Below are 19,987 nucleotides of genomic sequence, written 5' to 3' on the forward strand. Positions count from 1 at the left end.
GTACTGCCGTGGCGAAGGAGATCGAACATCCGGGTGCTCAGCCGGGGGCGTCGGCCGGGGGCGACGCGTGGGGCGACGGGTGGGCTGTCCAGCTGGGCGGCCGGTCGGAAGGAGTCTGCCCATGCGAATCGCCGTGGACCTGAATCGGTGCCAGGGATACGCACAATGCGTGTATTTGGCGCACGAGGTCTTCAGATTGACTGGCCAGGAGGCGCTCACCTACGAGCCGAACCCCGATGACGAGCGGCGCCTGCAGGTTGAGCGAGCCGCTGCGGCGTGTCCGGTCCAAGCGATCGTGATCGACCGCTTGGACGGCGCCGAGGGGAGCGCGGCATCATGACCGTGCCGGCAACGGTCGCAGAGCTGGTGCGCGAGTTCAGAGCCAACGGCCGGATCGTCATCGTCGGTGCGTCCCTGGCCGGGCTGCGGGCCGCCGAGGCCCTGCGTGATGAGGGCTTCACCGGGTCTCTGACCCTCGTCGGGGACGAGCCGTATGAGCCCTACGACCGTCCTCCGCTGTCCAAGCAGGTGCTCAAAGGCTGGGTGCCGGCCGACCACACCAAGCTGCCCCGCCTGCGAGAAGTGAGTGCGGAGTGGCGGCTCGGGGTGGCCGCCGCCGGATTGGACCGGGCCACCAGGCAGGTGCGCCTGGCCGACGGCGAGCAGATCCCGTACGACCGGTTGCTGATCGCCACGGGCACCCGCGCGCGGCGGTGGCCGAACCCGGACGAGGCCGCCCTGGATGGGGTGTACACGCTGCGCTCGCGTGATGATGCCGCACAGCTGCAAAAGGCGCTGGCCGCGCGGCCGTCGCGGGTCCTGGTCATCGGAGCCGGGTTCATCGGCTCGGAGATGGCCTCCGTCTGCCGGGAACTCGATCTGTCGGTGACCGTCGTCGAGCGGGGCTCGGCGCCGCTGGTCGGCGCGCTCGGCGGGGTGATCGGGAAGATCGCCGCGGAGATGCAGCGCGAACACGGCGTGGACCTGCGCTGCGGGCTGGGCGTGTCGTCACTGGAAGGCGACGGGAGCGGACACGTGCGGCGTGCTCATCTCTCGGACGGGAGCATCGTCGAGGCTGAGGTGGTGGTGGCCTCGCTGGGGTCGATCCGCAACGTGGAGTGGCTGGAGGGCGCCGGGCTGGCGTCCGGTTTCTGGGGCATCGGCTGCGACGCCGGCGGTCGCGCCTTCGACGTCAACGGCGTGGTCACCGACAGCATCTACGTGGCAGGGGACGTGGCGCGCGCGCCCCACGTGCTGTACGAGTACCAGTTCCTCGCGATGGAGCACTGGGACAATGCCGTTCTCGGCGCCGCGGTCGCGGCCCACAACATGGTGAACCTCGAGCCCCACTATCGCCCGCATCTGTTGCTGCCCGGCTTCTGGTCCGGTCAGTTCGGCGTCAACATCAAGTCCGTCGGTGTGCCTCCTTTCGGCGACGAGATCGTCTTCACGCAGGGGTCCGTCAAGGAGCGCCGCTTCGCCGCCGCCTACGGTCGCCGGGGCCGCATCGTCGCTGCGGTCACCTTCGATCACGGCAGGTGGCTGGAGCACTACGCGCGGCTGATCGAGCAATCGGCTCCGTTCCCGCCCCCGCCGCCGGGCTGGGACCGGCCCGACGACATGAACTCGATGCCGGCCGAGTTCCCCCCGCCGGGCGTCCCGACGGAGTTGCCCGACGTTGTCTTGACCGGCCACGACCCGAACGAGCGGAGGGCCGAGTTCCGGCCTCGAAGCCGCTGACGCGCCCCTTTGGACCAGCGCGTCACGGGACAGCGCCAACAGGAAGAAGAGCATCATGGCCGAGGAAACCCCCTGGCAGCAGGCCCTCCGCAACGCCAACCGCGCCAATCCGTACCCGTTCTTCGAGGAGCTCCGGAAGGCTCCGGTGTCGCGGCAGCCGGACGGCAGCTATGTCGTCAGCACCTATCGAGAGGTCGTCCAGCTGCTCCATGACCCCCTGGTCAGCTCGGATACGAGGAAGCGCCCCGGGGCGATCCTGGGGGTAGACCCCTTCGAGGGGACGATCATCACCGAGGACCCGCCCGAGCACGATGTGGATCGCCGCCGGATGATGCGGCACTTCGTGCCGCCCGAGTGTCCCCACATGATCGCCGACTTCGAGCCCGAGATCCGCCGGATCTTCGCCGAGCTCCTGGACGACATGCAGGGCAAGACCCGCATCGACGTCGTCGACGAGTTCGCCTTCCCGGGGCCGGTGACCGTCATCTGCAAGGTCCTGGGCGTGCCGCTGGAGTCCATCCCGCGATTCCACGGCTGGATCGAGACAGCCCTGGACGGGTTGGACCTCGGACCGGAGGCGAGCGACCCGGAGCAGCAGCGCCGCCTGGCGGCGGTTCCCGCTCAGGTGGCCGAGATGGGGCAGTTCCTGGCCGACCTGTTCGACCAGTACCGCAAGCAGCCCGGCCCGGGCATGCTGTCGGGGATGGGCAACGACGACGGCCCGGAGGGGCGCCTGCCCCAGGAGTCACTCGTCAGCAATGCGATGCTCATGCTCTTCGCCGGGCATGAGACGACGGTCAACCTGATCGCCCACAGCGTGCTGTCCCTGCTGCGGCACCCCGACCAGCTCGAGAAACTGCGCCGCCGGCCCGAGCTCATCGTGCCCGGGATCGAGGAGTTGCTGCGCTTCGAGTCGTCGGTCCAGTTGTGGCACACCCGCTCCGCCGTCGAGGACATCGAGATCGCCGGCACCACCATCCCGGCGGGCTCGACGATCTTCCTGTGCTACGCCTCGGCGAACCGCGACCCGGAGCGGTTCGCCAATCCGGACAAGCTCGACCTCGAGCGCCCGAACAACGAGCACGTCGGCTACAGTCAGGGCATCCACTACTGCTTCGGCGCCCCGCTTGCGCGGCTGGAGGTCCAGACCGCTGTCAGCGAGTTCTTCCGCCGCGTGGAGAACCCGCGGCTCGTCGAGGACCCACCGCCCTACCGCCGTAACCAGATCTTCCGCGGCCCGCGCCACCTCCTGGTCGACATCGACGGGATCCGCGACTGACTCGGCATGCGTAAAGGATCGCTATGCGGGCTTTTCAACTGGTCGGATGGCAGCAACCGCCCGAGCTGCGCGAGGTGCCGGTGCCCGAGCCCGGGCCGGGGCAGGTCCTGGTGAAGGTCGGGGGTGCCGGTGCGTGCCACTCAGATCTGCACATCATGGAGGCACCCGGACCACCACCCGGTTTCGCCACGGAACTGCCCTTCACGCTCGGCCATGAGAATGCGGGATGGGTGGAGAGACTGGGATCGGGTGTCACCGGGTTCGCGCCCGGAGACCCTGTGATGGTCTATGGCCCCTGGGGCTGTGGGGCGTGCGCCAACTGCCGGGAGGGCCGGGAGAACTACTGCCAGAAGGTAAGTGGTCAGGGCGGGGGCCTGGGAAGCGGTGACGACGGCGGAATGGCTGAGTACCTGCTGGTCCCGGCGGCGCGATTCCTGATTCCGCTGGGCACCCTCGACCCCCGCCAGGCCGCCCCGCTCAGCGACGCGGGGCTGACCAGCTATCACGCCGTCAAACGATCGGTGCACCTGCTGAGGCCGGGCTCGACCGCGGTGGTGATCGGGGTGGGCGGTCTGGGCCAGATGGCCATCCAGATGGTGCGAGCGCTCAGCGCGGCGACCGCCGTCGTCGCCGTGGACACCGATGCCGGCAAGCTGGAGATCGCCAAGCGCATGGGTGCGGACGAGGTGCTGCTCTCGGGCGAGGAGGCAGTCACGCGCATCAAGGACATGACGGAGCAGCAGGGCGCCCAGCTCGTGCTGGACATGGTCGGCATAGAGCCGACTCTGCGCATGGCTGCTCAGGTGGCCAGGGTGCTTGGCCACCTGACCATCGTCGGCCTCGGCGGCGGAGCCCTGCCCGTCAACTTCTCGAGCCCACCGCACGAGTGCTCGGTCGCCTCGCCCTACTGGGGCTCCCTTCCCGAACTGATGGAAGTGATCACGCTCGCCCAGCAGCAAAAGATCAAAATGCTGGTCGAGCACTTCCCCTTGGAACGCGCCAACGAGGCGTACCAGCTCCTGCACGACGGCAAGATCCAAGGACGCGCCGTCATCACCCCCCACTCGTGAGTACTGTCATCAGGCGACCGGGCCGGTGCCGACCCGCAGCGTTGCGCCTGGCCGGACCTGGGCGATGACGCCCAGGTCGGTGGTGGCCAGGCCCATGGCGAGCAGGATCTGCCGGCCCATGTTCGCCAGGACGGCCATGCCTTCGGCCAGGCTCCGGTCAGCGGGGGCACTCGATGGGCTGTTCGGACCAGATCGTCTTGCGGTTCTGGCCATGGCGGCAGCCCCAGCGTTCGGCGAGCTGGGCGACGAGGAACAAACCGCGTCCTCCCTCGTCGGTGGTGTGGGCGCGCCGTAGACGGGGCTGGGTGCTGCTGGAGTCGGTGACCTCGCACACCAGGACGTTGTGGCGGATGAGCCGCAGCTCCGCCGGTGCACGGCCGTAGCGGATGGCGTTGGTGACCAGTTCGCTGGCGATGAGTTCGGTGGTGAAGAGGAGGTCCTGCAGCCCCCACGTGGTGAGTTGGCGGGTTATCCATTCTCGGGCCTTGGAGACGGCGGCAGGGTCGGCCGGGATTTCCCAGTGAGCGGTGTTCTCCGCCGGGACGGCGCGGGTGCGGGCCAGGAGCAGCGTCGCGTCGTCGCGCGGCGCTTGGTCTGTCAGGCCGGCGAGGAGAGCCCGGCCGGTTTCGTCCAGAGGGCGATCCGGACGGCAGGACGCGGCGAGGGCATCCGTCAGGCACCGCAGCCCTTGGTCGATGTCGCGGTCGCGGTGTTCGACCAGGCCGTCGGTGTAGAGGGCGAGGACGCTGCCCGGCTCGAGGTCGATCGTGGTGGTCTCGTACGGCAGGCCGCCGATGGCGAGTGGTGGTCCCGGGGAGATTGCGACGACTTCGGTGGTCCCGTCGGGCCGGACCAGGACGGGTGGCGGGTGGCCGGCACTGGCTATGGCGCAGCGCCTGGTGACCGGGTCGTAGACCGCGTACAGGCAGGTGGCGCCGACGTCGTCGTGGTCGCCGAGCGGTGCTTCGGCTGCGAGGCGCTGGACCAGGTCTGCGATCCGGGTGAGCAACTCGTCCGGCTCCAGTTCCAGGTCGGCGAGCGTTTGGATGGCGGTGCGCAGGCGGCCCATGGTGGCGCTTGCGGGTATGCCATGGCCGACGACGTCTCCGGCGACAAGAGCCAGCCGGAGAGAGGGCAAGGCAATGGCGTCGTACCAGTCGCCGCTGGTGCCCGCTCCGCCGCCTGCGGGCAGGTAGACGCCGGCGGTCTCGGCTGCCGGAGTGTCGGTCGTGGCCGGGGGAAGGAGGAGCTGCTGCAGAGCCACGGCCGCCCTGTGCTCGCGCGTGTAGCGGCGGGCGTTGTCGATGGCGAGCGCACCCCGTGAGGCGATCTGCCTCATCAGATCCACCTCGTCCTCGGTGAAGGGGTCGGATCGGCCGCAGCGCCAGGCCGATATGGCGCCGAGCGTGAGCCCGCGGGCATGCAACGGTGCCACCATCACCGAATGGGCGTCCTTCGGGACGAGATACTCGACCAGCTGCGGGTCGCCGACCATGGCGATGAAGTCGTCAAGCGCGAAGACGACTGTCTCGCCGTGTCGGACGCTGCGCAGGAGGGGGTGGTCGGGAAGGGGCGGGATGGGGTCGCCACGCTTGATGCCGGCCGGCCACGCTGCGGTGGCCGGCGCAAGGGCCGCGTTACCCATGTCCCCACCGCCCAGCTGCTTCGAGGGTTCTTCCCCGTCGAAAACGCAGTGCGCAAGGTCGACTCCGGCGAGATCCCCGAACGCGGGTACGAGAACGTCCGCGAGGTCCTGCGCGGTGCGCACGACATCCAGGGATCCTCCCACCTGCTCGGCCACCTCGCGGGCGAGCTCCAGATTGCGGCGGGCACGCAGGTGGTCGGCGCTGTCGATGTACAGGGCTGCCACCCCCGTGGGGCGTCGTCGCGCGTCCTCCAGACGGAAGGCGGACAGAGACAGCGCGTGCTGCCGCGCCGGATCGTGCCGCCAGCTCACTTGCAGGTTCTTGCGGACCACCGGGACACCCATGTCGAGTACCTGGCGCAGTACTGCCTCGAGGTTCTCGGCGTCCTCGGCACAGAGCACGTCGCGCAGCCGAGTGCCGGGCGCCACTGGACGGCCGTCGCCCGGCGTGGCGTTCGTTTGCACAGTGGTGAGATCCGTGTCGTGCAGAGCGATCGTGATCCGGTTCTGTGCGGACAGTGCGCGCAGGAGCGCTGCGCCCTGCTCGTGGTCGGCGACGTGGTGGGTGGGTGCCGCCAGGACGAGGACCTCCTCCGAGCCCTCCACCTTTGTGGTCCGGAACGTGACATCGATGGTGCTGCCGTTCTGGTGCCGCAGCCGTGCCCGGCCGGATTCCGGCATCTGTGTGGCGCTGCGCAGGTCGTCCGTGAGGTCGGCCACCAGTTCCTGCACGGGGCGGCCGCAGACCTCCTCTGCGCGGAATCCCGTCAGGTTCTCTGCCGTCCCGGTCCACCCCACCATCGCGCCTCGATGGTCGAGCACGGCGGCTGCCAGGCAGTCGAAGGCGTACAAACTGCCGACGGGACCGGAACCGCCTGCCGAGTAGGCGTTCTTGACACTCTCTATATCCATCTCTGGCTTCCTTACGAGAGCCTGCGGCTCGAGAGATCTGCATGCTGTGGCGGCCGTCGGCCGCCCTGGTCGGCAGCGCGTCACACCGCAACGGCTTTGGACGGCAGGTCTTGTTCGGCCCAGACGACCTTGCCGTCCGCCCCGGAGCGGGAGCCCCACCTGCGGGACAACTGAGCGACGAGGAAAAGACCGCGGCCGTTCTCGTCGATGTGGGGATGACGGGGGCGTGGGTGGTTGGTGCTGCTGTCGGAGACTTCGCAGGTCAAGACCTGGTGCTGGATGAGCCGTAGGCGTATGGGCCCGCCGCCGTAGCGGATGGCGTTGGTGACCAGTTCACTGACGATCAGCTTCACGCTGGTCACCAGATGCCCAAGCCCCCATTCGCTGAGTTGACGGGCGGCTGCCTGTCGGGCGACGCGGACGGCGGACGGCTCGTGCGGCAGTTCCCAGGAGGCGACCTGGGCCGGTTCGAGTCCCCGAGTCCGCGCAAGGAGCAGGGTGACATCGTCGGCCGGGGCCTGAGTCGCCAGGGTCTCGATCACCTGAGAGCACAGGTCTTCCAGGGACGAACCGGTCTGTGCCAGGACGGCGCCCAGGCGATCCAGGCCCACGTCGATGTCGTCGTCGCGGGACTCGACCAGACCGTCGGTGTAGAGCGCGAGCAGAGTTCCCTCGGGCAGTTCCAGTTCCACGGACTCGAAGGGGACCAGACCGAGGCCGAGGCCGAGCGGGGCCCCGGCGGGCATGTCGGGGAAAGTGATACGGCCCTGCGGGTCGATGACCGCGGGCGGGGGATGCCCGGCCCGCGCCATCGTGCACCGCCGGGTGACCGGGTCGTAGACGGCATACAGACAGGTGGCGCCCACCACCGCGGGGACCTCGTCCGGAGCGTCGGCATCTTCCTCGCTCAGCCGTCTGACCGTGTCATCGAGGTGCGACAGCAGTTCGTGGGGAGGCAATTCCATGTCCGCGAGCGTGCGGACAGCGGTGCGCAATCGGCCCATCGTCGCCGCGGCGTTGATGCCGTGTCCGACCACATCTCCGACGACGAGGGCCACCCGGGCGCCGGACAGCTTGATCACGTCGAACCAGTCGCCCCCCACGCCGTGGTCCATGTCAGCCGGCACGTAGCGCGAGGCCACATCGACGGCGGCGCCGCCTCCCACATGGTGGGGAAGCAGGTCGCGTTGGAGCGTCAGGGCCGCGCTGCGTTGGCGCGCGTACTGGAGAGCGTTGTCGAGGCTGAGCGCGGCCCGGGTGACGAGCTCCTCGGCGAGGAGCAGGTCGTCCTCCTGGAACGGCGTCGGCTCCTTGGAGCGGCCGAATAGTGCCAGTCCCAGCACACAGCGCCGCGCACGGATGGGTACGACCATCAAAGAGTGGACGCCGGAGGCTCGGACCTTCTGCGTCCGCACCGGGTCGTGGTTGACCCAGGGGCCTGAATGGGTGTCCAGCACCGGTTCCAGGTAAGACCTGCCCGTGCGCAGGGCGGTGTCGAACAGCGAGTTCGGGAAGGGGTGGACCACCTCTTCGCGCATCCACGGGAACTCCAGGAGGCCCAGGTCGATGGAGGCCAGACCGGCACGGCGCATCAGATGGGGGCGGCCGCTCACCTTGCCGGTTCCTGCCGAGGGTTCCAGGCCGAACGGAACCGATTCCACCAGGTCGACGAGTGCGTGGTCGGCCAGCAGTGGCACGGCAAGGTCGGCCAGTTCCTGCCCGGTCCGCATGACGTCGAGGGTGCTGCCGATGCGCGTGCCGGCCTCGCTGAGGATGGCAAGGCGCTCGCGCGCCCGCCGGTTGCCGGTGACGTCCACGCTCATGGAGCACACCGCCAGTGCCGCGCCGTCCGCGTCCTGGAGGCAGAAGAACGAGGCCGAGAACGCGTGCTCCCCGCGCCGGTCCGCCGACGACCACGCCCGGTACTCGTGGACCATGGTGGTGCCGCTTTTCAGCACCTGCCGCATCACCACCTCGAGCGCTTCGGCCTCGACGGCAGGCAGCGAGTCATGCAGGCGGCGTCCGAACCGTCGGTCACGAGGAGTGCCGTCGTAGCGCTCCATGACGTCGTTCACCCACGTACAGCGCAGCTGCGGGTCATAGACGGTGATGCCGACCGGTGTGTGGGCCAGGAGCGACTCCCGCACAGCTCCGTTGGATGCCCCCGAGGACAGTGTGCCTACGTCGGTCACGGACACCAGCCACCGGGTGCCGGCGTCCTGCCCCCACAGCAGCGAGATCCGCAGCGTCATTTTGATGGCGTGGCCGTCGCGGTGGCGGACCGTCACGGTGCCGGACCAGCCATCCTGGGCACGGCACTGCTCGGCGAATGCTGAAGCACTCGGGGCGTGTTCTGCGGGCGGCAGCAAGTGTGCGGCGGACCGGCCCACCACTTCTTTGGCCGAGTACCCGACAAGATGCTCAGCGGCGTGCGTCCACCCCACCACGGTCCCCTCCGCATCGAGCATCGCTATTGCCGCATCGGGTATCTCTCGGGGGCTCACCGCCTCGGCGAGTGGCGCGTGGTCGGTCTTCGTCATCCGGTTCTTCCCATCGGTGCGGAGGTGTGAGAACAGCGTCGGCAGGCACGGAGCCGGTCCGATCCGTAGCCGTGGTGGAACGGTGACGGCCGGGTGCTGAGGATCGCCCCGGTGGGACCGACCGCGCCGGGCGTGCGATGTAGCGAGCGGCCTCGCCGACGGTTGAGCGTTCACCGGCGCGACATCTGCCAACTTTGGACGACTTTGTCCACTTCTGATGAAATAGTCAGATACGATCGCTTAATCGTCAAGTCCCACGAAACTGATGAAATGCTCAGATGTGGTCGTGTGCTGTCACATCACGCCGCCGCGGCGTCGGGATGGGTGCGCCTGGGTGGACGGTCGAGGCGGGCAGTGCAATGATGAATTCATCAGAACTGCTGCTCTTATTCATGGAGCATGCCGATGTCAGCCCCACGCAGGAACCGATTCGAACGCCGCCGGGCCGAGACCCGCCAGGCACTCCTCCGCGCTGCGCGGCAGATCCTGGCCGAGTCCGGTGGCACCAGCGCCAGCATCCATGCCATCGCGGAGCGCGCGGACGTGGGCCTCGGCTCCTTCTACAACCACTTCACGGGCAAGCCGGACCTGTTCGACGCGGCCGTGGCCGATGCGCTGGAGGAGTACGCCCAGGCCGTCGACGAACGCCTGCGCGGCGTCGATGATCCCGCCGAGCGCCTCGCCGGGGGCGTGCGGCTCAGCGCGCGCATGGCCGAGTCGTACCCGGAGGTCATGCAGATCCTGTGTCACAGCGAGCTCGGTCGGATATGCGCCGGCGACGGACTGGCTCCGCGCGCGAAGCGTGACGTCGAGCAGGGCATGGCCGCAGGCCGGTTCACCGTGGTCGACCCGGTGATCGCCCTGACCGCGCTGAATGGCAGCCTGCTGGCGCTCCTGGAGCTGTGGTGCAACCAGCCAGAGGCCGACAGTGGCCAGGCCGCGGGCATCATGGCCGAGATGATCCTGCACATGCTCGGCCTCTCCCCGGATGAGGCCCGTGACCTCGCCCGGCGTCCCCTTCCTGCTGCAGCGTGAAGAGGATCTTGTTGCCGACTGTGCACCGGTTCCCGCGGCCTGCGTAAGGTGCCGGGGTGGCTGGTCTCTCGCGCCTGCTGTCGCCGCCCCGCAGCCTCAGCACGGGAGGTTCGTAGCGCAGTGGTTCCTCCACCGCCTGCGGCAGCAGGCCAGGGTCGCGGCGCAGCTGGTCCAGGTGCTCGGGTTGGCGCAGCAGGGTGAACACCCCGTTGGTGATCAGGTTGACCGTGGTCTCGTGTCCGGCGATGAGGAGCAGCGTGGCGGTAGGCCTGGCCGAGCAGCACCAAAGATCGCTTGCGCCGGGAGGCCCGGCGCGCGCTCGACCCGGTCGTCGGGGACGGCCGTGGCATACGGCAACCCCTCCTCCCCGTGCAGCTGGAACACCTCCGGTGCGAGGGGCACGCATTGCGCACAGCCCTGGCAGTGCGTGAGATCCACAACGGTCTGCATCCTCACCGCTCCCTCCGTTGTCTCACGCCCTCGTTTCCGGCGGGGCCGGACTCGGGCGCCCGCACGCCACGGCTCCGGAGACGGAAATCTCGGGCAGCTCGTCCGCCCAGGGCGACGGCTCAGCCCAGGGTGTGGTCGAGTCCGAAGGCCGAACCGATGAAGGAAACGTGGGTGAACGCCCGGAAATGATTGTCCGGTTGTTCGCCGATGTCACTGATCTCCTCGGTACAGAGCCCGAGATGGTCGATGCAGGTGAGCATCTTCTCGAAGGCGAGGCGGACTTCGTCCAGGCGGCCGACGCGGTCTCGGCGAGCACGTCGAGGTGTTCATGCCGCTGCCGGCCGTGCGGACCATTTCCGCCGCCTCGACAGTTCCATACGTCGTATGGTAATCCTGGGAGGGCACTTCCATACGCCGTATGGAAGTGGTTGACCGCGCCAGGCGCCGCCCATCGCCTGCATGCAGTCGATGGTGCAGCTCGCACCAATCGGGAAGGAAAGACCATGAAGAAGCTCACGAGGCGCGTTGCCGTCACCGCTTTCTCCGTGGCGGTCGCGGGTGTCGCCGTACTCGGTGCCGGGAGTGGCGCTTCGGCCGGGACCTCTGCATCCGCACCCGTCCAACGCCCGGCCGTCGGCGTCAACGCCGACGACTACCGCTGGGACCACGGTGTCGGCTACCTGCTCGAGCAGGGCTACTCCTGGGACGAGATCCGTGGCCGGCACCACGACGGCCGGGCTGAGACCGGCAGTCGCTGACCGTCGCACAGGCGGCCGGCGCTCCGGCGCCCGCCCTGCTGTAACGCCTCTGCCTTCGTTGCCTCTTCGCTGCCGGCCCGGCGGCGGTCCGGCAGCGGGGCGCAGCCGAGGCAGAGACACCTTGGAGTGAAAGTCGATGGAGCCTTTGAAGACCGTGATGCAGGGGGTGGCCGTGCAGCTTGTCATCTCGCGCACCTCCTCGCTGTCCATGTGCATGAGCCTGCGTTACGAGCCCACTGACCCCTACGTCGTCCGTGCCGCCTTTTTCACCGACGCTGACGAGCCGGTCGAATGGGTCCTGGGGCGTGATCTTCTGGCCGATGGCCTGAGGGGTTCCGCAGGCTGTGGGGACGTCCGGATCTGGCCTGCCGTTGGCCGTGGTGACCAGGCGATGTACATCGTCCTCGGGTCCCCCGCGGGCACCGCCTTGCTCGAGGTTCCCGTGCAGGACGTCAGGACCTTCCTGGAGAACACGGAGGCGCTGGTGCCACGGGGTACCGAGTCCGGACACATCGACTGGAACGTCGAACTGGCGAACCTGTTCGCGAAAGGCTGAGAGAAGCCTCCCAACTGCCTTGCAGAGGGGCATCTTTGCCCCGGTCACAGAAGAGAAGGAAAGAGAGTTCATGTCCCAGTACCAGCTTCGTGTCTACACACTGCGCAGCCCTGAGGCGCTCGTCGCCTACGAGGACATCTGGTCCAGGCACATTCCCGGTATGGCCAAGCACAGGATCACCACACACGGCGTCTGGACGGGGCCGGCAGCTCCCGGGAGTGCGGCCTCCCAGCTGTACGCCCTCGTTTCCTACCGGGACGCCGACGACGTTCAGGAGCGGCTGGAGGCGTACCTGTCCAGCCCCGAATTCCGCGCAGACATGGAGGGCTTCGACATCGGTCAGATCGTCGATGTCGCCGAGTCCGTGCTGACACCCACCGCCGACTCACCCTTGCGGTGACAGGCACCGAGCCGCTCGAAATCTGCGGCGGCCTTCTCGTTCGTGTCGGAGCGCCGCGCCTGCGGGGCGGAGAGCCGTGTGCAGTTCCTGCCATGCAAGGCGGCGGTCAGCCCAGGGCGCGGTCGAGGTTGAAGGCGGCGCTTATGAGGGCGAGGTGGGTGAACGCCTGCGGGAAGTTGCCCAGTTGCTCTCCGGTGTGGCTGATCTCCTCGGCGTACAGGCCGAGATGGTTGGCGTAGGTGAGCATCTTCTCGAAGGCCAGGCGGGCATCGTCCAGTCGACCGGCGCGGGTGAGGGCCTCGACGTACCAGAACGAGCAGATGGAGAAGGTGCCTTCGTCGCCTTCCAGGCCGTCGGGGCTGGCCTCGGGGTCGTAGCGCCAGACCAGGGAGTCGGAGACCAGTTCGTTGCCGAGGGCGTCGAGGGTGGACAGCCACACGGGGTCGTGGGGAGCGATGAACTTGGTCAGCGGCATCATCAGCACCGCGGCGTCCAGCACGTCGCCGCCCTCGTACTGGACGAACGCCTGCCGGGCGGAGGACCAGCCCTTGTCCATGATCTGCTGGTAGATCGTGTCGCGGACCGGGCCCCAGCGGATGAGCTCGGCGGGCAGGCCGCGGCGGTGGGCGATGCGGATGGCGCGGTCTATGGCCACCCAGCACATGAGGCGGGAGTAGAGGAACTTCTTGCGCCCGCCGCGGGTCTCCCACACGCCCTCGTCCGGCTGGTCCCAGTGCCGGCAGACCCAGTTCACCAGGTCGCACACCGCGCGCCACTGGCCGCTGGTCAGAGGCTGGCACCACATGTCGTAGAGGTACACGGAGTCGATCAGGGCGCCGTAGATGTCGAGCTGAAGCTGGTTGACGGCGTCGTTGCCGACCCGGACGGGCGCCGAGCCCCGGTAGCCCTCCAGGTGGGAGAGCTCGCGTTCGGGCAACTCGGCGCGTCCGTCGATGCCGTACATGATCTGCAGCGGTCCGGCGGGGCCCTCGCGCCGGTCGTTGTGGTGAGTGAGGAAGCCCATGAACGCTTCGGCCTCCTCGGCGAAGCCGAGCCTGAGCAGCGCATAGACGGCGAACGCGGAGTCGCGCACCCACGCATAGCGGTAGTCCCAGTTGCGGCCGCCGCCGATCTGCTCGGGCAGGCTGGTGGTGGGGGCTGCCACGATGGCGCCGGTGGGGGCGTAGGTGAGCAGCTTGAGGGTGAGGGCGGAGCGGTGCACCATCTCCCGCCATCGGCCGCGGTAGCGGGACTGCTGCAGCCAGCGTCGCCAGAAGGCGACCGTGGCGGTGAACTCGTGCTCGGCCTCGGCGAGCGGGCAGCCGTGCGGCGGAGTTTCACCGGTGACCCGGTCGAGGGCGAAGACCGCCGTCTCGCCCCGGGACAGTGTGAATTCCGTCCGGACATCCTGCTCGTCGCACTCCAGAGGGACCGTGGCGGTCAGCGCCAGTGTCAGCGCCTCGGAAGCGAACAGAGCAGCCCCCTCCAGGAGCCGCAGGGTGTGCCGGTGGGCGCCGTAGCCGAACCGTGGGGCCACCCGGGCTTGGAACGGAATCGTTCCGCGGACGCACACCACCCGCCGGATCAGCCGGTGGCGCTCGGCCTTACCGGCCTCCGCCACCGGCATGAAGTCCTGGATCTCTCCCAGCCCGTCCTCGGTGAAGAACCGGGTGATCAGCACATTGGTGTCCGGGAAGTAGAACTGCTTGGTGCCGGCCGGCACGGCGGCGGACAGCTCGAACGCCCCGCCCCGGTCCGCGTCCAGGATCGCGGCGAACACACTCGGGGAGTCGAAGGAGGGGCAGCAGTACCAGTCGATGGTCCCGTCGGTGCCCACCAGGGCGGCCGTGCGCAGATCCCCGATCAAGCCGTGTTCGGCGATCGGGAGATATGGCGCTGAAGTGTGCTGTGTCGGTGCTCCGGACATCGCAGCAGCCTCCCTGTACTCCTGCCTCTACTGTGGCCCTTCCCGATCGCAGGGGCATCAGGTCGGCCCGGTGACGGCATCGAGCACCGGACGAGCAGGGGTCTGCCCTCCGGCCGCGATGCGGTCGAACCTGCGCACGTGAGCGACCGGGCACGCAACGTCGCCGCCCACGTCCGCCGCTTCGCCGCCTTTGCGCCCAGGCGCTTCAGGCGGCGAAGAAGTCTTCGTCGGCGGAGCCCACGGCGGCCGCTCCGCTCCGTCAGTGCTTGCGGGTTTGTGCGATATGGCTCTCCACGCCGACGATCGTGGCGTCCAGCGCCAGGCGGAAGACGCGGTTCTCGTCACGGCCTGGATGGGCGAGCCCGTCTTCGCCGACAGTGGGGGGTTTGAGGCTCGACCACCGGTGGAGCGCGCCATTGAGCTCGGCGGTGAGGACACCGGTGATGACGGCGCACACGAGAGCGGCGATCTGCGGGAGCTCGGAGTGCGGCACCCCGGCGGCGTCCAGGATCGCGGCGAGCGCAATCCAGAACGGGTCTTCGGGCTGGATGAAGTCTGCTTGGTGGCTGAACGAGTAGGCCATCAGGTTGGGGTGGCGGTGCGCCAGCGTCCGGAAATCCGTGGCGAGCAGGCGGATGCGCTCCTGCCAGGGAGCGTCCTCCAGTGTCACGGTGCGGAACTGGGTGCCGACCATTCTCGCCACGCCGCGTAGCAGGGCGTCCTTGTTCGGCACGTGGTGGTACAGCGACATCGGGTTCGCATCGAGCGCGGTCGCGAGTTTGCGCATGGTGAGCGCCTCGACCCCGTCCGCGTCGATGAGCCGCAGGGCAGCGGCATAGATCCCGGCCTCGGTCAGAGGCACGTCCCTCTTCCTGGTTCCCCGCGGGGGACGCTTCACCTTTTCCATGCCCCGGACGCTATCAGTTTCGTACTGCGTATGGAAATGACCTCGGCCGCACGGCGGCATCACGGCCGCTCGCGCGGCTCCGGGGGTTGCAGTTGCTTTCCATACGGCGTACGGTACTAATTCCATACGGCGTATGTTTCTGTGATGCACCACGCATCGACCGGCGCCCTTGCCCCATTCCCTCCCCTGCCTGAAGGAGCAAGCCATGTCCACCCAGTCCAAGAACGACCTGCGACCCATCCGGTCTCCGCGCGGGGTCCCCTTCCTCGGCCACACGCCGCAGATCCCCAGCACCAACCCGGTGGAGTACTTCGGCGAGCTGTCCAAGCAGTTCCCCGAGGGCATCTATGGCATGGAGATCGCCGGCATCGAGCAGGTCTTCGTCTCCGACCCGGACCTGGTGGCCGAGGTCTGCGACGAGACGCGGTTCTTCAAGCAGATCGAGAAGACGCCGCTGAACCATGTGCGGGACTTCACGGGTGCGGGCCTGTTCACGGCCCACCAGCACGAGGAGGAATGGGGCATGGCGCACCGGATCCTCCTGCCGGCGTTCAGCCAGCGGGCCATGAAGGCCTACTACGGGCAGATGCTGGAGATCGCCCAGAACCTCGTGGGCAAGTGGGAGCGCAAGGAGGGCCGGCCGGTCAACATCACCGACGACTACACCCGGCTCACCCTGGACACCATCGCCCTGTCGGGATTCGGCTACCGGTTCGACTCCTTCGCCAAGGAGGAGCTGCACCCCTTCCTCAACGCGCTGCTGGAGTCGCTGGTGGAGTCGCTGCGGCGCTCGCAGGAGCTGCCGATGATGACCAAGCTCCGCAAGGGTGATGACAAGAAGTACCGCGAGAACGTCCAGCTGATGCGGGACCTGGTCGAGAATGTGATCAAGGAGCGCCGGCAGGGGAAGGGCACGGGTGAGGAGGACCTGCTGGGTCTGATGCTGGAGGCCACCGACCCGGAGACCGGAAAGCGGCTGGACGACGACAACGTCCGTGACCAGGTGGTGACGTTCCTGATCGCCGGTCACGAGACCACCAGTGGTCTGCTGTCGTTCGCCACGTACTCGCTGATGCGCAACCCGCACATCCTGGCCCAGGCCTACGCCGAGGTGGACCGGCTCATGCCGGGCGACACGGTCCCGGACTACGACACGATCATGCAGATGGACGTGATCCCGCGGATCCTGGAGGAGACCCTGCGCCTGTGGGCTCCCATCCCGATGATCGGCAAGTCGCCGATCGAGGACACCGTCATCGGCGGCTGCTACGAGCTGAAGAAGGGAGCACAGGTCAACATCCTCGAGGGCCCGCTGCACACCCACCCCAAGGCGTGGGACCGGCCGGAGGAGTTCGACATCAACCGGTGGCTGCCGGAGAACCGGGTGAACCACCACCCGCACGCCTACAAGCCGTTCGGCAACGGTGTGCGTGCCTGCATCGGCCGGCAGTTCGCGCTCACCGAGGCCCGTCTGGCCCTCGCACTGGTGCTGCAGAAGTTCAAGTTCTCCGACACGACCGACTACAAGATGGACGTCAAGGAGGCGCTGACGCGCAAGCCCGGCGGCTTCGAACTGAACGTGCGTACCCGTCAGGAGCACGAGCGCACCGTCTTCGGCGCCGCGGACCTGCAGACCGACGACACGCAGCAGCAGACCGCGGTCAGCGGTGTCGGGGTGAACCTGACCGTCGCTTACGGCTCCAGCCTCGGCTCGTGCGAGGACCTCGCGCGCACCATTGCCGACCGCAGCGAGCGCTCCGGGTTCGGCACCACCCTGGTCGGCCTGGACGAGCTGGGCGACAACCTGCCCACCGAGGGCCTGCTCGTGGTCGTCGCCTCCAGCTACAACGGCAAGGCCCCGGACAACGCGCAGCGTTTCGACGACCTGATCGCCGCCGGACTCCCGGAGGGCTCGCTGTCCAACGTGCGGTTCGCGCTGCTGGGCGCCGGCAACACCCAGTGGGTGGCCACCTACCAGGGCTTCCCCAAGCGGATCGAAGCAGGCCTGCTGGCCGCCGGCGCCACCCCCGTCATCGAACGCGGCATCGCGGATGCCGCCGGTGACTTCGACGGCATGGCCACCCGCTGGATGGACACCCTGTGGACGACCCTGGCCGAGGAGTACGCTGCCGACACCTCGGAGGCGAGCGGGCCGCGCTTCGAGGTGCAGCTGCTCACCGAGGCCGACGTGCGCCCCGCGATCGTCTCCGAGCAGGCCTACCCCCTCACGGTCGTGGTCAACGAGGAACTTGTGGCCGACGCGACCGGCCTGTGGGACTTCAGCATCGAGCCGCCGCGCCCGTCCGCGAAGTCCATCACCATCGAGCTGCCCGAGGGTGTCACCTACGACACCGGCAACCACCTGGCCGTCTTCGCCAAGAACGAGCCCGCGCTCGTCAATCGCGCCCTGGCGGGGCTCGGCGTCGACCGTGACCAGGTTCTGCGCCTGGACCTGCCGACCGGCGGCCGCACCCACCTCCCGGTGGGCACCCCCGTGACCGCAGGCCTGCTGCTCACCGAGTTCCTGGAGCTGCAGGACGTGGCCACCCGCTCCCAGATACAGACGCTGGCCGAGTACACCCAGTGCCCGTGGACCCGGCCGCAGCTGCAGGCCTACACGGCCGACACCGCCGAATCCGAGGAGCGCTACCAGACCGAGATCCTGGGCAAGCGGGTCTCCGTGCTGGGCCTTCTGGAGCGCTTCCCGGCGGTCGAGCTGCCGCTGGCGGTCTTCCTGGACATGACGGGCCCGATCCGCCCGCGGTTCTACTCCATCTCCTCCGCCCCGCTGGCCAACCCGCGCCACGTGCGCCTGACCGTGGGCCTGCTGGAAGGCCCGGCCCTGTCCGGTGACGGCCAGTACCGCGGCACCTGCTCGTCGTACATCGGCGGTCTCGAGCCCGGAGACGTCTTCTACGGCTACGTGCGGGTGCCCTCCCCGACCTTTGCCCCGCCGGTCGATCCGGCCACGCCGCTGGTCCTCATCGGCCCGGGCACCGGCATCGCGCCGCTGCGCGGATTCCTGGAGGAGCGCGCCTCGCAGCAGGAGAACGGCATCGAGGTGGGCCTGTCCCAGGTCTTCGTCGGCTGCCGCCACCCGGAGCACGACTACTTCTACCGGCAGGAGATGCAGGACTGGGAGCAGGCCGGGATCGCCCAGGTGCACACCGCCTACTCCGCGGTGACCGGCCACCCGGCCCGGTTCGTGCAGAACGCCATCGCAGGCGCCGCCGACACCGTGTGGCAGGCCATCGAAGACGGCGCGTACATCTACGTCTGCGGTGACGGCCGCCGCATGGCACCCGCCGTTCGCGAGGCGCTCGCCTCCATCCACCGCAAGCACACCGGCAGCGACGACGAGGCCGCCCAGCAGTGGCTCGCCCAGCTGGAAGCGGACGAGCGCTACCAGCAGGACGTCTTCGCCTGACCATCAGACGCCGGGAGGGTGCGGCGGTCCCGACACCCCGCACCCTCCCGGCCACCACTCACCCACGAGGCACCACACGGCACCCGTCGGCCCGAACCGCCGGGAGTGCCGCTCACAGAAAGCAGAGCACCATGGACACCATGCTCGCCGGACGCTTCCACCTGGACAGCAAGAAGTTCGCCGTGGAGGAGGTCCCCGTCCCCGTACCGGGCCCGGGTGAAATCCTGATCGAGGTGAAGGCCGCAGGCGTCTGCCTGTCGGACGTCCACCTGCTCGACGGCTCCCTCGTCCCGCTGTTCGCCACCTCCGACACGGTCACCGTCGGTCACGAGGTCGCCGGGGTGATCCACACCCTCGGTTCCGACCTCAAGCGCGGCCTGACCGTCGGTACCCGCGTCACCCTGGAGGCCGGCAAGACGTGCGGCCAGTGCGCCGGCTGCGTGCGCCGCCGCCCCTGCACCCAGATGCGCACCGCCGGCATCGACTATGACGGCGGCTGGGCCCAGTACACCCTCGCCCGCGAGGACACCCTCATCCCCATCCCCGACAACCTCCCCTTCGACCAGGCCGCGATCATCCCCGACGCGGTCTCCACCCCCTACGCCGCCGTCGTCACCACCGCGGGGGTGCGCCCCGCACAGTCCGTCGGCGTCTGGGGTGTGGGCGGCGTCGGCGCCCACAACGTCCGCGTCGCCCGCCTGGCCGGCGCCGCGCCGATCATCGCTGTCGACCCGCTGCCCGGCGCCCGGGAGCGTGCCCTGGCCTTCGGTGCGGACTTCGCCCTGGACCCGGCCGCCCCCGACTTCGCCGACCAGGTCCGCGCGGCCACCGCCGGACGGGGCCTGGACTTCGCCTTCGACTGCGCCGGCGTGCCCGCCGTCCGCGAGCAGGCCGCCGCCGCGCTAGGCCTGGGCGGCTCCCTCATCCTGGTCGGCATCAGCCCCAGGCCCCTCACCATCACCGAGGGCCTGACCTTCAACTACCTGGGCAAGCAGGTGCGCGGCCACTACGGCGGCAGCCCCGAGTCCGTCACCGAGCTGGTCCGGCTGGCCGAGGTCGGCCGTCTCGACCTGGCCCCCTCCATCACCGACCACCTCCCGCTCGCCGAGGCCGCCGACGCGGTCAACCGGCTGGAGAACAAGATCGGCGACCCGATCCGCCTCATCCTCGTCCCCTGACAACTGAACAGAAAGTTCATCAAGACCACCTCAGGGCAGGGGTGAGTGGGCGCCGGTGCTTCAGGGGACCCGCCATCGCCAGGAAGCGGTCGGCGAGGGCGTGGACGGCAGCAGAGTCGTGGCGGTGGCGGTCGATCCATGAGATGAGGTCGGTGCCCTGCAC

17 protein-coding genes and 1 pseudogene are annotated in these 19,987 nt (G+C 68.9%); 10 read left to right on the forward strand and 8 right to left on the reverse strand.

Features of this window, described 5'->3' with window-relative positions:
• The first annotated feature begins 121 nt into the window (after window positions 1–121).
• Genes ABZ208_RS30850 through ABZ208_RS30865 form a run of 4 tightly spaced genes read left to right on the forward strand, consistent with a single transcriptional unit; the run spans window position 122 to window position 4,089 of the window.
• Window positions 122–340: a ferredoxin gene (locus ABZ208_RS30850; protein WP_356912739.1), complete on the forward strand. Its 219-nt coding sequence runs from the start codon at window positions 122–124 to the stop codon at window positions 338–340.
• The gene (locus tag ABZ208_RS30855) at window positions 337–1,740 is read left to right on the forward strand and encodes an FAD-dependent oxidoreductase (RefSeq protein ID WP_356912740.1); all 1,404 of its coding nucleotides are present in this window, start codon (window positions 337–339) and stop codon (window positions 1,738–1,740) included. The genes ABZ208_RS30850 and ABZ208_RS30855 overlap by 4 nt, the downstream gene beginning before the upstream one ends.
• 55 nt (window positions 1,741–1,795) lie before the next feature.
• Complete coding sequence (locus ABZ208_RS30860; RefSeq protein WP_356912741.1) at window positions 1,796–3,019, forward strand: cytochrome P450; 1,224 nt, start codon at window positions 1,796–1,798, stop codon at window positions 3,017–3,019.
• 23 nt (window positions 3,020–3,042) lie between these two features.
• Entirely contained in the window at window positions 3,043–4,089 is a 1,047-nt protein-coding gene (locus ABZ208_RS30865; protein ID WP_356912742.1) for an NAD(P)-dependent alcohol dehydrogenase, read from the forward strand.
• Between the two features lie 9 nt (window positions 4,090–4,098).
• On the opposite strand, the gene ABZ208_RS30870 is transcribed toward ABZ208_RS30865, so the two are convergent.
• From ABZ208_RS30870 to ABZ208_RS30880, 3 genes are all read right to left on the reverse strand, one after another.
• Window positions 4,099–4,227: a hypothetical protein gene (locus ABZ208_RS30870; protein WP_356912743.1), complete on the reverse strand. Its 129-nt coding sequence runs from the start codon at window positions 4,225–4,227 to the stop codon at window positions 4,099–4,101.
• 19 nt (window positions 4,228–4,246) lie between these two features.
• The gene (locus tag ABZ208_RS30875; RefSeq protein WP_356912744.1) at window positions 4,247–6,646 is read right to left on the reverse strand and encodes a SpoIIE family protein phosphatase; all 2,400 of its coding nucleotides are present in this window, start codon (window positions 6,644–6,646) and stop codon (window positions 4,247–4,249) included.
• Between the two features lie 80 nt (window positions 6,647–6,726).
• Window positions 6,727–9,186: a SpoIIE family protein phosphatase gene (locus ABZ208_RS30880; protein WP_356912745.1), complete on the reverse strand. Its 2,460-nt coding sequence runs from the start codon at window positions 9,184–9,186 to the stop codon at window positions 6,727–6,729.
• A gap of 399 nt (window positions 9,187–9,585) precedes the next feature.
• On the opposite strand from ABZ208_RS30880, the gene ABZ208_RS30885 reads away from it, so the two are divergent.
• A complete protein-coding gene (locus tag ABZ208_RS30885; protein ID WP_356912746.1) occupies window positions 9,586–10,221 on the forward strand; it encodes a TetR family transcriptional regulator in 636 nt (211 codons plus the stop codon).
• 100 nt (window positions 10,222–10,321) lie between these two features.
• On the opposite strand, the pseudogene ABZ208_RS30890 reads toward ABZ208_RS30885, so the two are convergent.
• From ABZ208_RS30890 to ABZ208_RS30900, 3 genes and pseudogenes are all read right to left on the reverse strand, one after another.
• A pseudogene (locus ABZ208_RS30890) lies at window positions 10,322–10,486 on the reverse strand (cytochrome P450); the annotation flags it as partial.
• Entirely contained in the window at window positions 10,438–10,671 is a 234-nt protein-coding gene (locus ABZ208_RS30895; protein WP_356912747.1) for a ferredoxin, read from the reverse strand. The pseudogene ABZ208_RS30890 and the gene ABZ208_RS30895, both read right to left, overlap by 49 nt.
• Window positions 10,672–10,790: 119 nt before the next feature.
• On the reverse strand, window positions 10,791–10,931 hold the full coding sequence (locus ABZ208_RS30900; protein WP_356912748.1) for a hypothetical protein: 141 nt from the start codon (window positions 10,929–10,931) through the stop codon (window positions 10,791–10,793).
• 243 nt (window positions 10,932–11,174) lie between these two features.
• Here ABZ208_RS30900 and ABZ208_RS30905 point away from each other — a divergent pair, with 243 nt between their 5' ends.
• The 3 genes from ABZ208_RS30905 to ABZ208_RS30915 all read left to right on the forward strand — a co-directional run bounded on the left by ABZ208_RS30905 (window position 11,175) and on the right by ABZ208_RS30915 (window position 12,385).
• Window positions 11,175–11,429, forward strand: a complete 255-nt coding sequence (locus tag ABZ208_RS30905) for a hypothetical protein (protein WP_356912749.1) — start codon at window positions 11,175–11,177, stop codon at window positions 11,427–11,429.
• A gap of 136 nt (window positions 11,430–11,565) precedes the next feature.
• Entirely contained in the window at window positions 11,566–11,985 is a 420-nt protein-coding gene (locus ABZ208_RS30910) for an SsgA family sporulation/cell division regulator (RefSeq protein WP_356912750.1), read from the forward strand.
• Between the two features lie 70 nt (window positions 11,986–12,055).
• A complete protein-coding gene (locus ABZ208_RS30915) occupies window positions 12,056–12,385 on the forward strand; it encodes an NIPSNAP family protein (protein ID WP_356912751.1) in 330 nt (109 codons plus the stop codon).
• A 106-nt stretch (window positions 12,386–12,491) separates the two neighbouring features.
• Here ABZ208_RS30915 and ABZ208_RS30920 read toward each other — a convergent pair whose 3' ends face one another.
• Both ABZ208_RS30920 and ABZ208_RS30925 read right to left on the reverse strand, forming a co-directional pair.
• Window positions 12,492–14,312: a glycoside hydrolase family 15 protein gene (locus tag ABZ208_RS30920; protein WP_356912752.1), complete on the reverse strand. Its 1,821-nt coding sequence runs from the start codon at window positions 14,310–14,312 to the stop codon at window positions 12,492–12,494.
• 259 nt (window positions 14,313–14,571) lie between these two features.
• Window positions 14,572–15,174: a helix-turn-helix domain-containing protein gene (locus tag ABZ208_RS30925; protein WP_356912753.1), complete on the reverse strand. Its 603-nt coding sequence runs from the start codon at window positions 15,172–15,174 to the stop codon at window positions 14,572–14,574.
• Window positions 15,175–15,424: 250 nt separating this feature from the next.
• On the opposite strand from ABZ208_RS30925, the gene ABZ208_RS30930 reads away from it, so the two are divergent.
• Both ABZ208_RS30930 and ABZ208_RS30935 read left to right on the forward strand, forming a co-directional pair.
• Window positions 15,425–18,646, forward strand: a complete 3,222-nt coding sequence (locus tag ABZ208_RS30930) for a cytochrome P450 (protein WP_356912754.1) — start codon at window positions 15,425–15,427, stop codon at window positions 18,644–18,646.
• 131 nt (window positions 18,647–18,777) lie between these two features.
• On the forward strand, window positions 18,778–19,824 hold the full coding sequence (locus tag ABZ208_RS30935; protein WP_356912755.1) for a zinc-binding dehydrogenase: 1,047 nt from the start codon (window positions 18,778–18,780) through the stop codon (window positions 19,822–19,824).
• Window positions 19,825–19,987: the final 163 nt, after the last annotated feature.

The organism is Streptomyces sp. NPDC006208 (assembly GCF_040613775.1).
Lineage (GTDB): Bacteria > Actinomycetota > Actinomycetes > Streptomycetales > Streptomycetaceae > Streptomyces.

Coding starts and splice junctions, on each gene's coding strand:
- ABZ208_RS30915 (WP_356912751.1), top strand. CDS start 12,056: ATGTCCCAGTACCAGCTTCGTGTCTACACACTGCGCAGCCCTGAGGCG.
- ABZ208_RS30860 (WP_356912741.1), top strand. CDS start 1,796: ATGGCCGAGGAAACCCCCTGGCAGCAGGCCCTCCGCAACGCCAACCGC.
- ABZ208_RS30900 (WP_356912748.1), bottom strand. CDS start 10,931: ATGCTCACCTGCATCGACCATCTCGGGCTCTGTACCGAGGAGATCAGT.
- ABZ208_RS30920 (WP_356912752.1), bottom strand. CDS start 14,312: ATGTCCGGAGCACCGACACAGCACACTTCAGCGCCATATCTCCCGATC.
- ABZ208_RS30895 (WP_356912747.1), bottom strand. CDS start 10,671: ATGCAGACCGTTGTGGATCTCACGCACTGCCAGGGCTGTGCGCAATGC.
- ABZ208_RS30930 (WP_356912754.1), top strand. CDS start 15,425: ATGTCCACCCAGTCCAAGAACGACCTGCGACCCATCCGGTCTCCGCGC.
- ABZ208_RS30855 (WP_356912740.1), top strand. CDS start 337: ATGACCGTGCCGGCAACGGTCGCAGAGCTGGTGCGCGAGTTCAGAGCC.
- ABZ208_RS30870 (WP_356912743.1), bottom strand. CDS start 4,227: ATGGCCGTCCTGGCGAACATGGGCCGGCAGATCCTGCTCGCCATGGGC.
- ABZ208_RS30875 (WP_356912744.1), bottom strand. CDS start 6,646: ATGGATATAGAGAGTGTCAAGAACGCCTACTCGGCAGGCGGTTCCGGT.
- ABZ208_RS30885 (WP_356912746.1), top strand. CDS start 9,586: ATGCCGATGTCAGCCCCACGCAGGAACCGATTCGAACGCCGCCGGGCC.
- ABZ208_RS30935 (WP_356912755.1), top strand. CDS start 18,778: ATGGACACCATGCTCGCCGGACGCTTCCACCTGGACAGCAAGAAGTTC.
- ABZ208_RS30865 (WP_356912742.1), top strand. CDS start 3,043: ATGCGGGCTTTTCAACTGGTCGGATGGCAGCAACCGCCCGAGCTGCGC.
- ABZ208_RS30905 (WP_356912749.1), top strand. CDS start 11,175: ATGAAGAAGCTCACGAGGCGCGTTGCCGTCACCGCTTTCTCCGTGGCG.
- ABZ208_RS30880 (WP_356912745.1), bottom strand. CDS start 9,186: ATGACGAAGACCGACCACGCGCCACTCGCCGAGGCGGTGAGCCCCCGA.
- ABZ208_RS30850 (WP_356912739.1), top strand. CDS start 122: ATGCGAATCGCCGTGGACCTGAATCGGTGCCAGGGATACGCACAATGC.
- ABZ208_RS30910 (WP_356912750.1), top strand. CDS start 11,566: ATGGAGCCTTTGAAGACCGTGATGCAGGGGGTGGCCGTGCAGCTTGTC.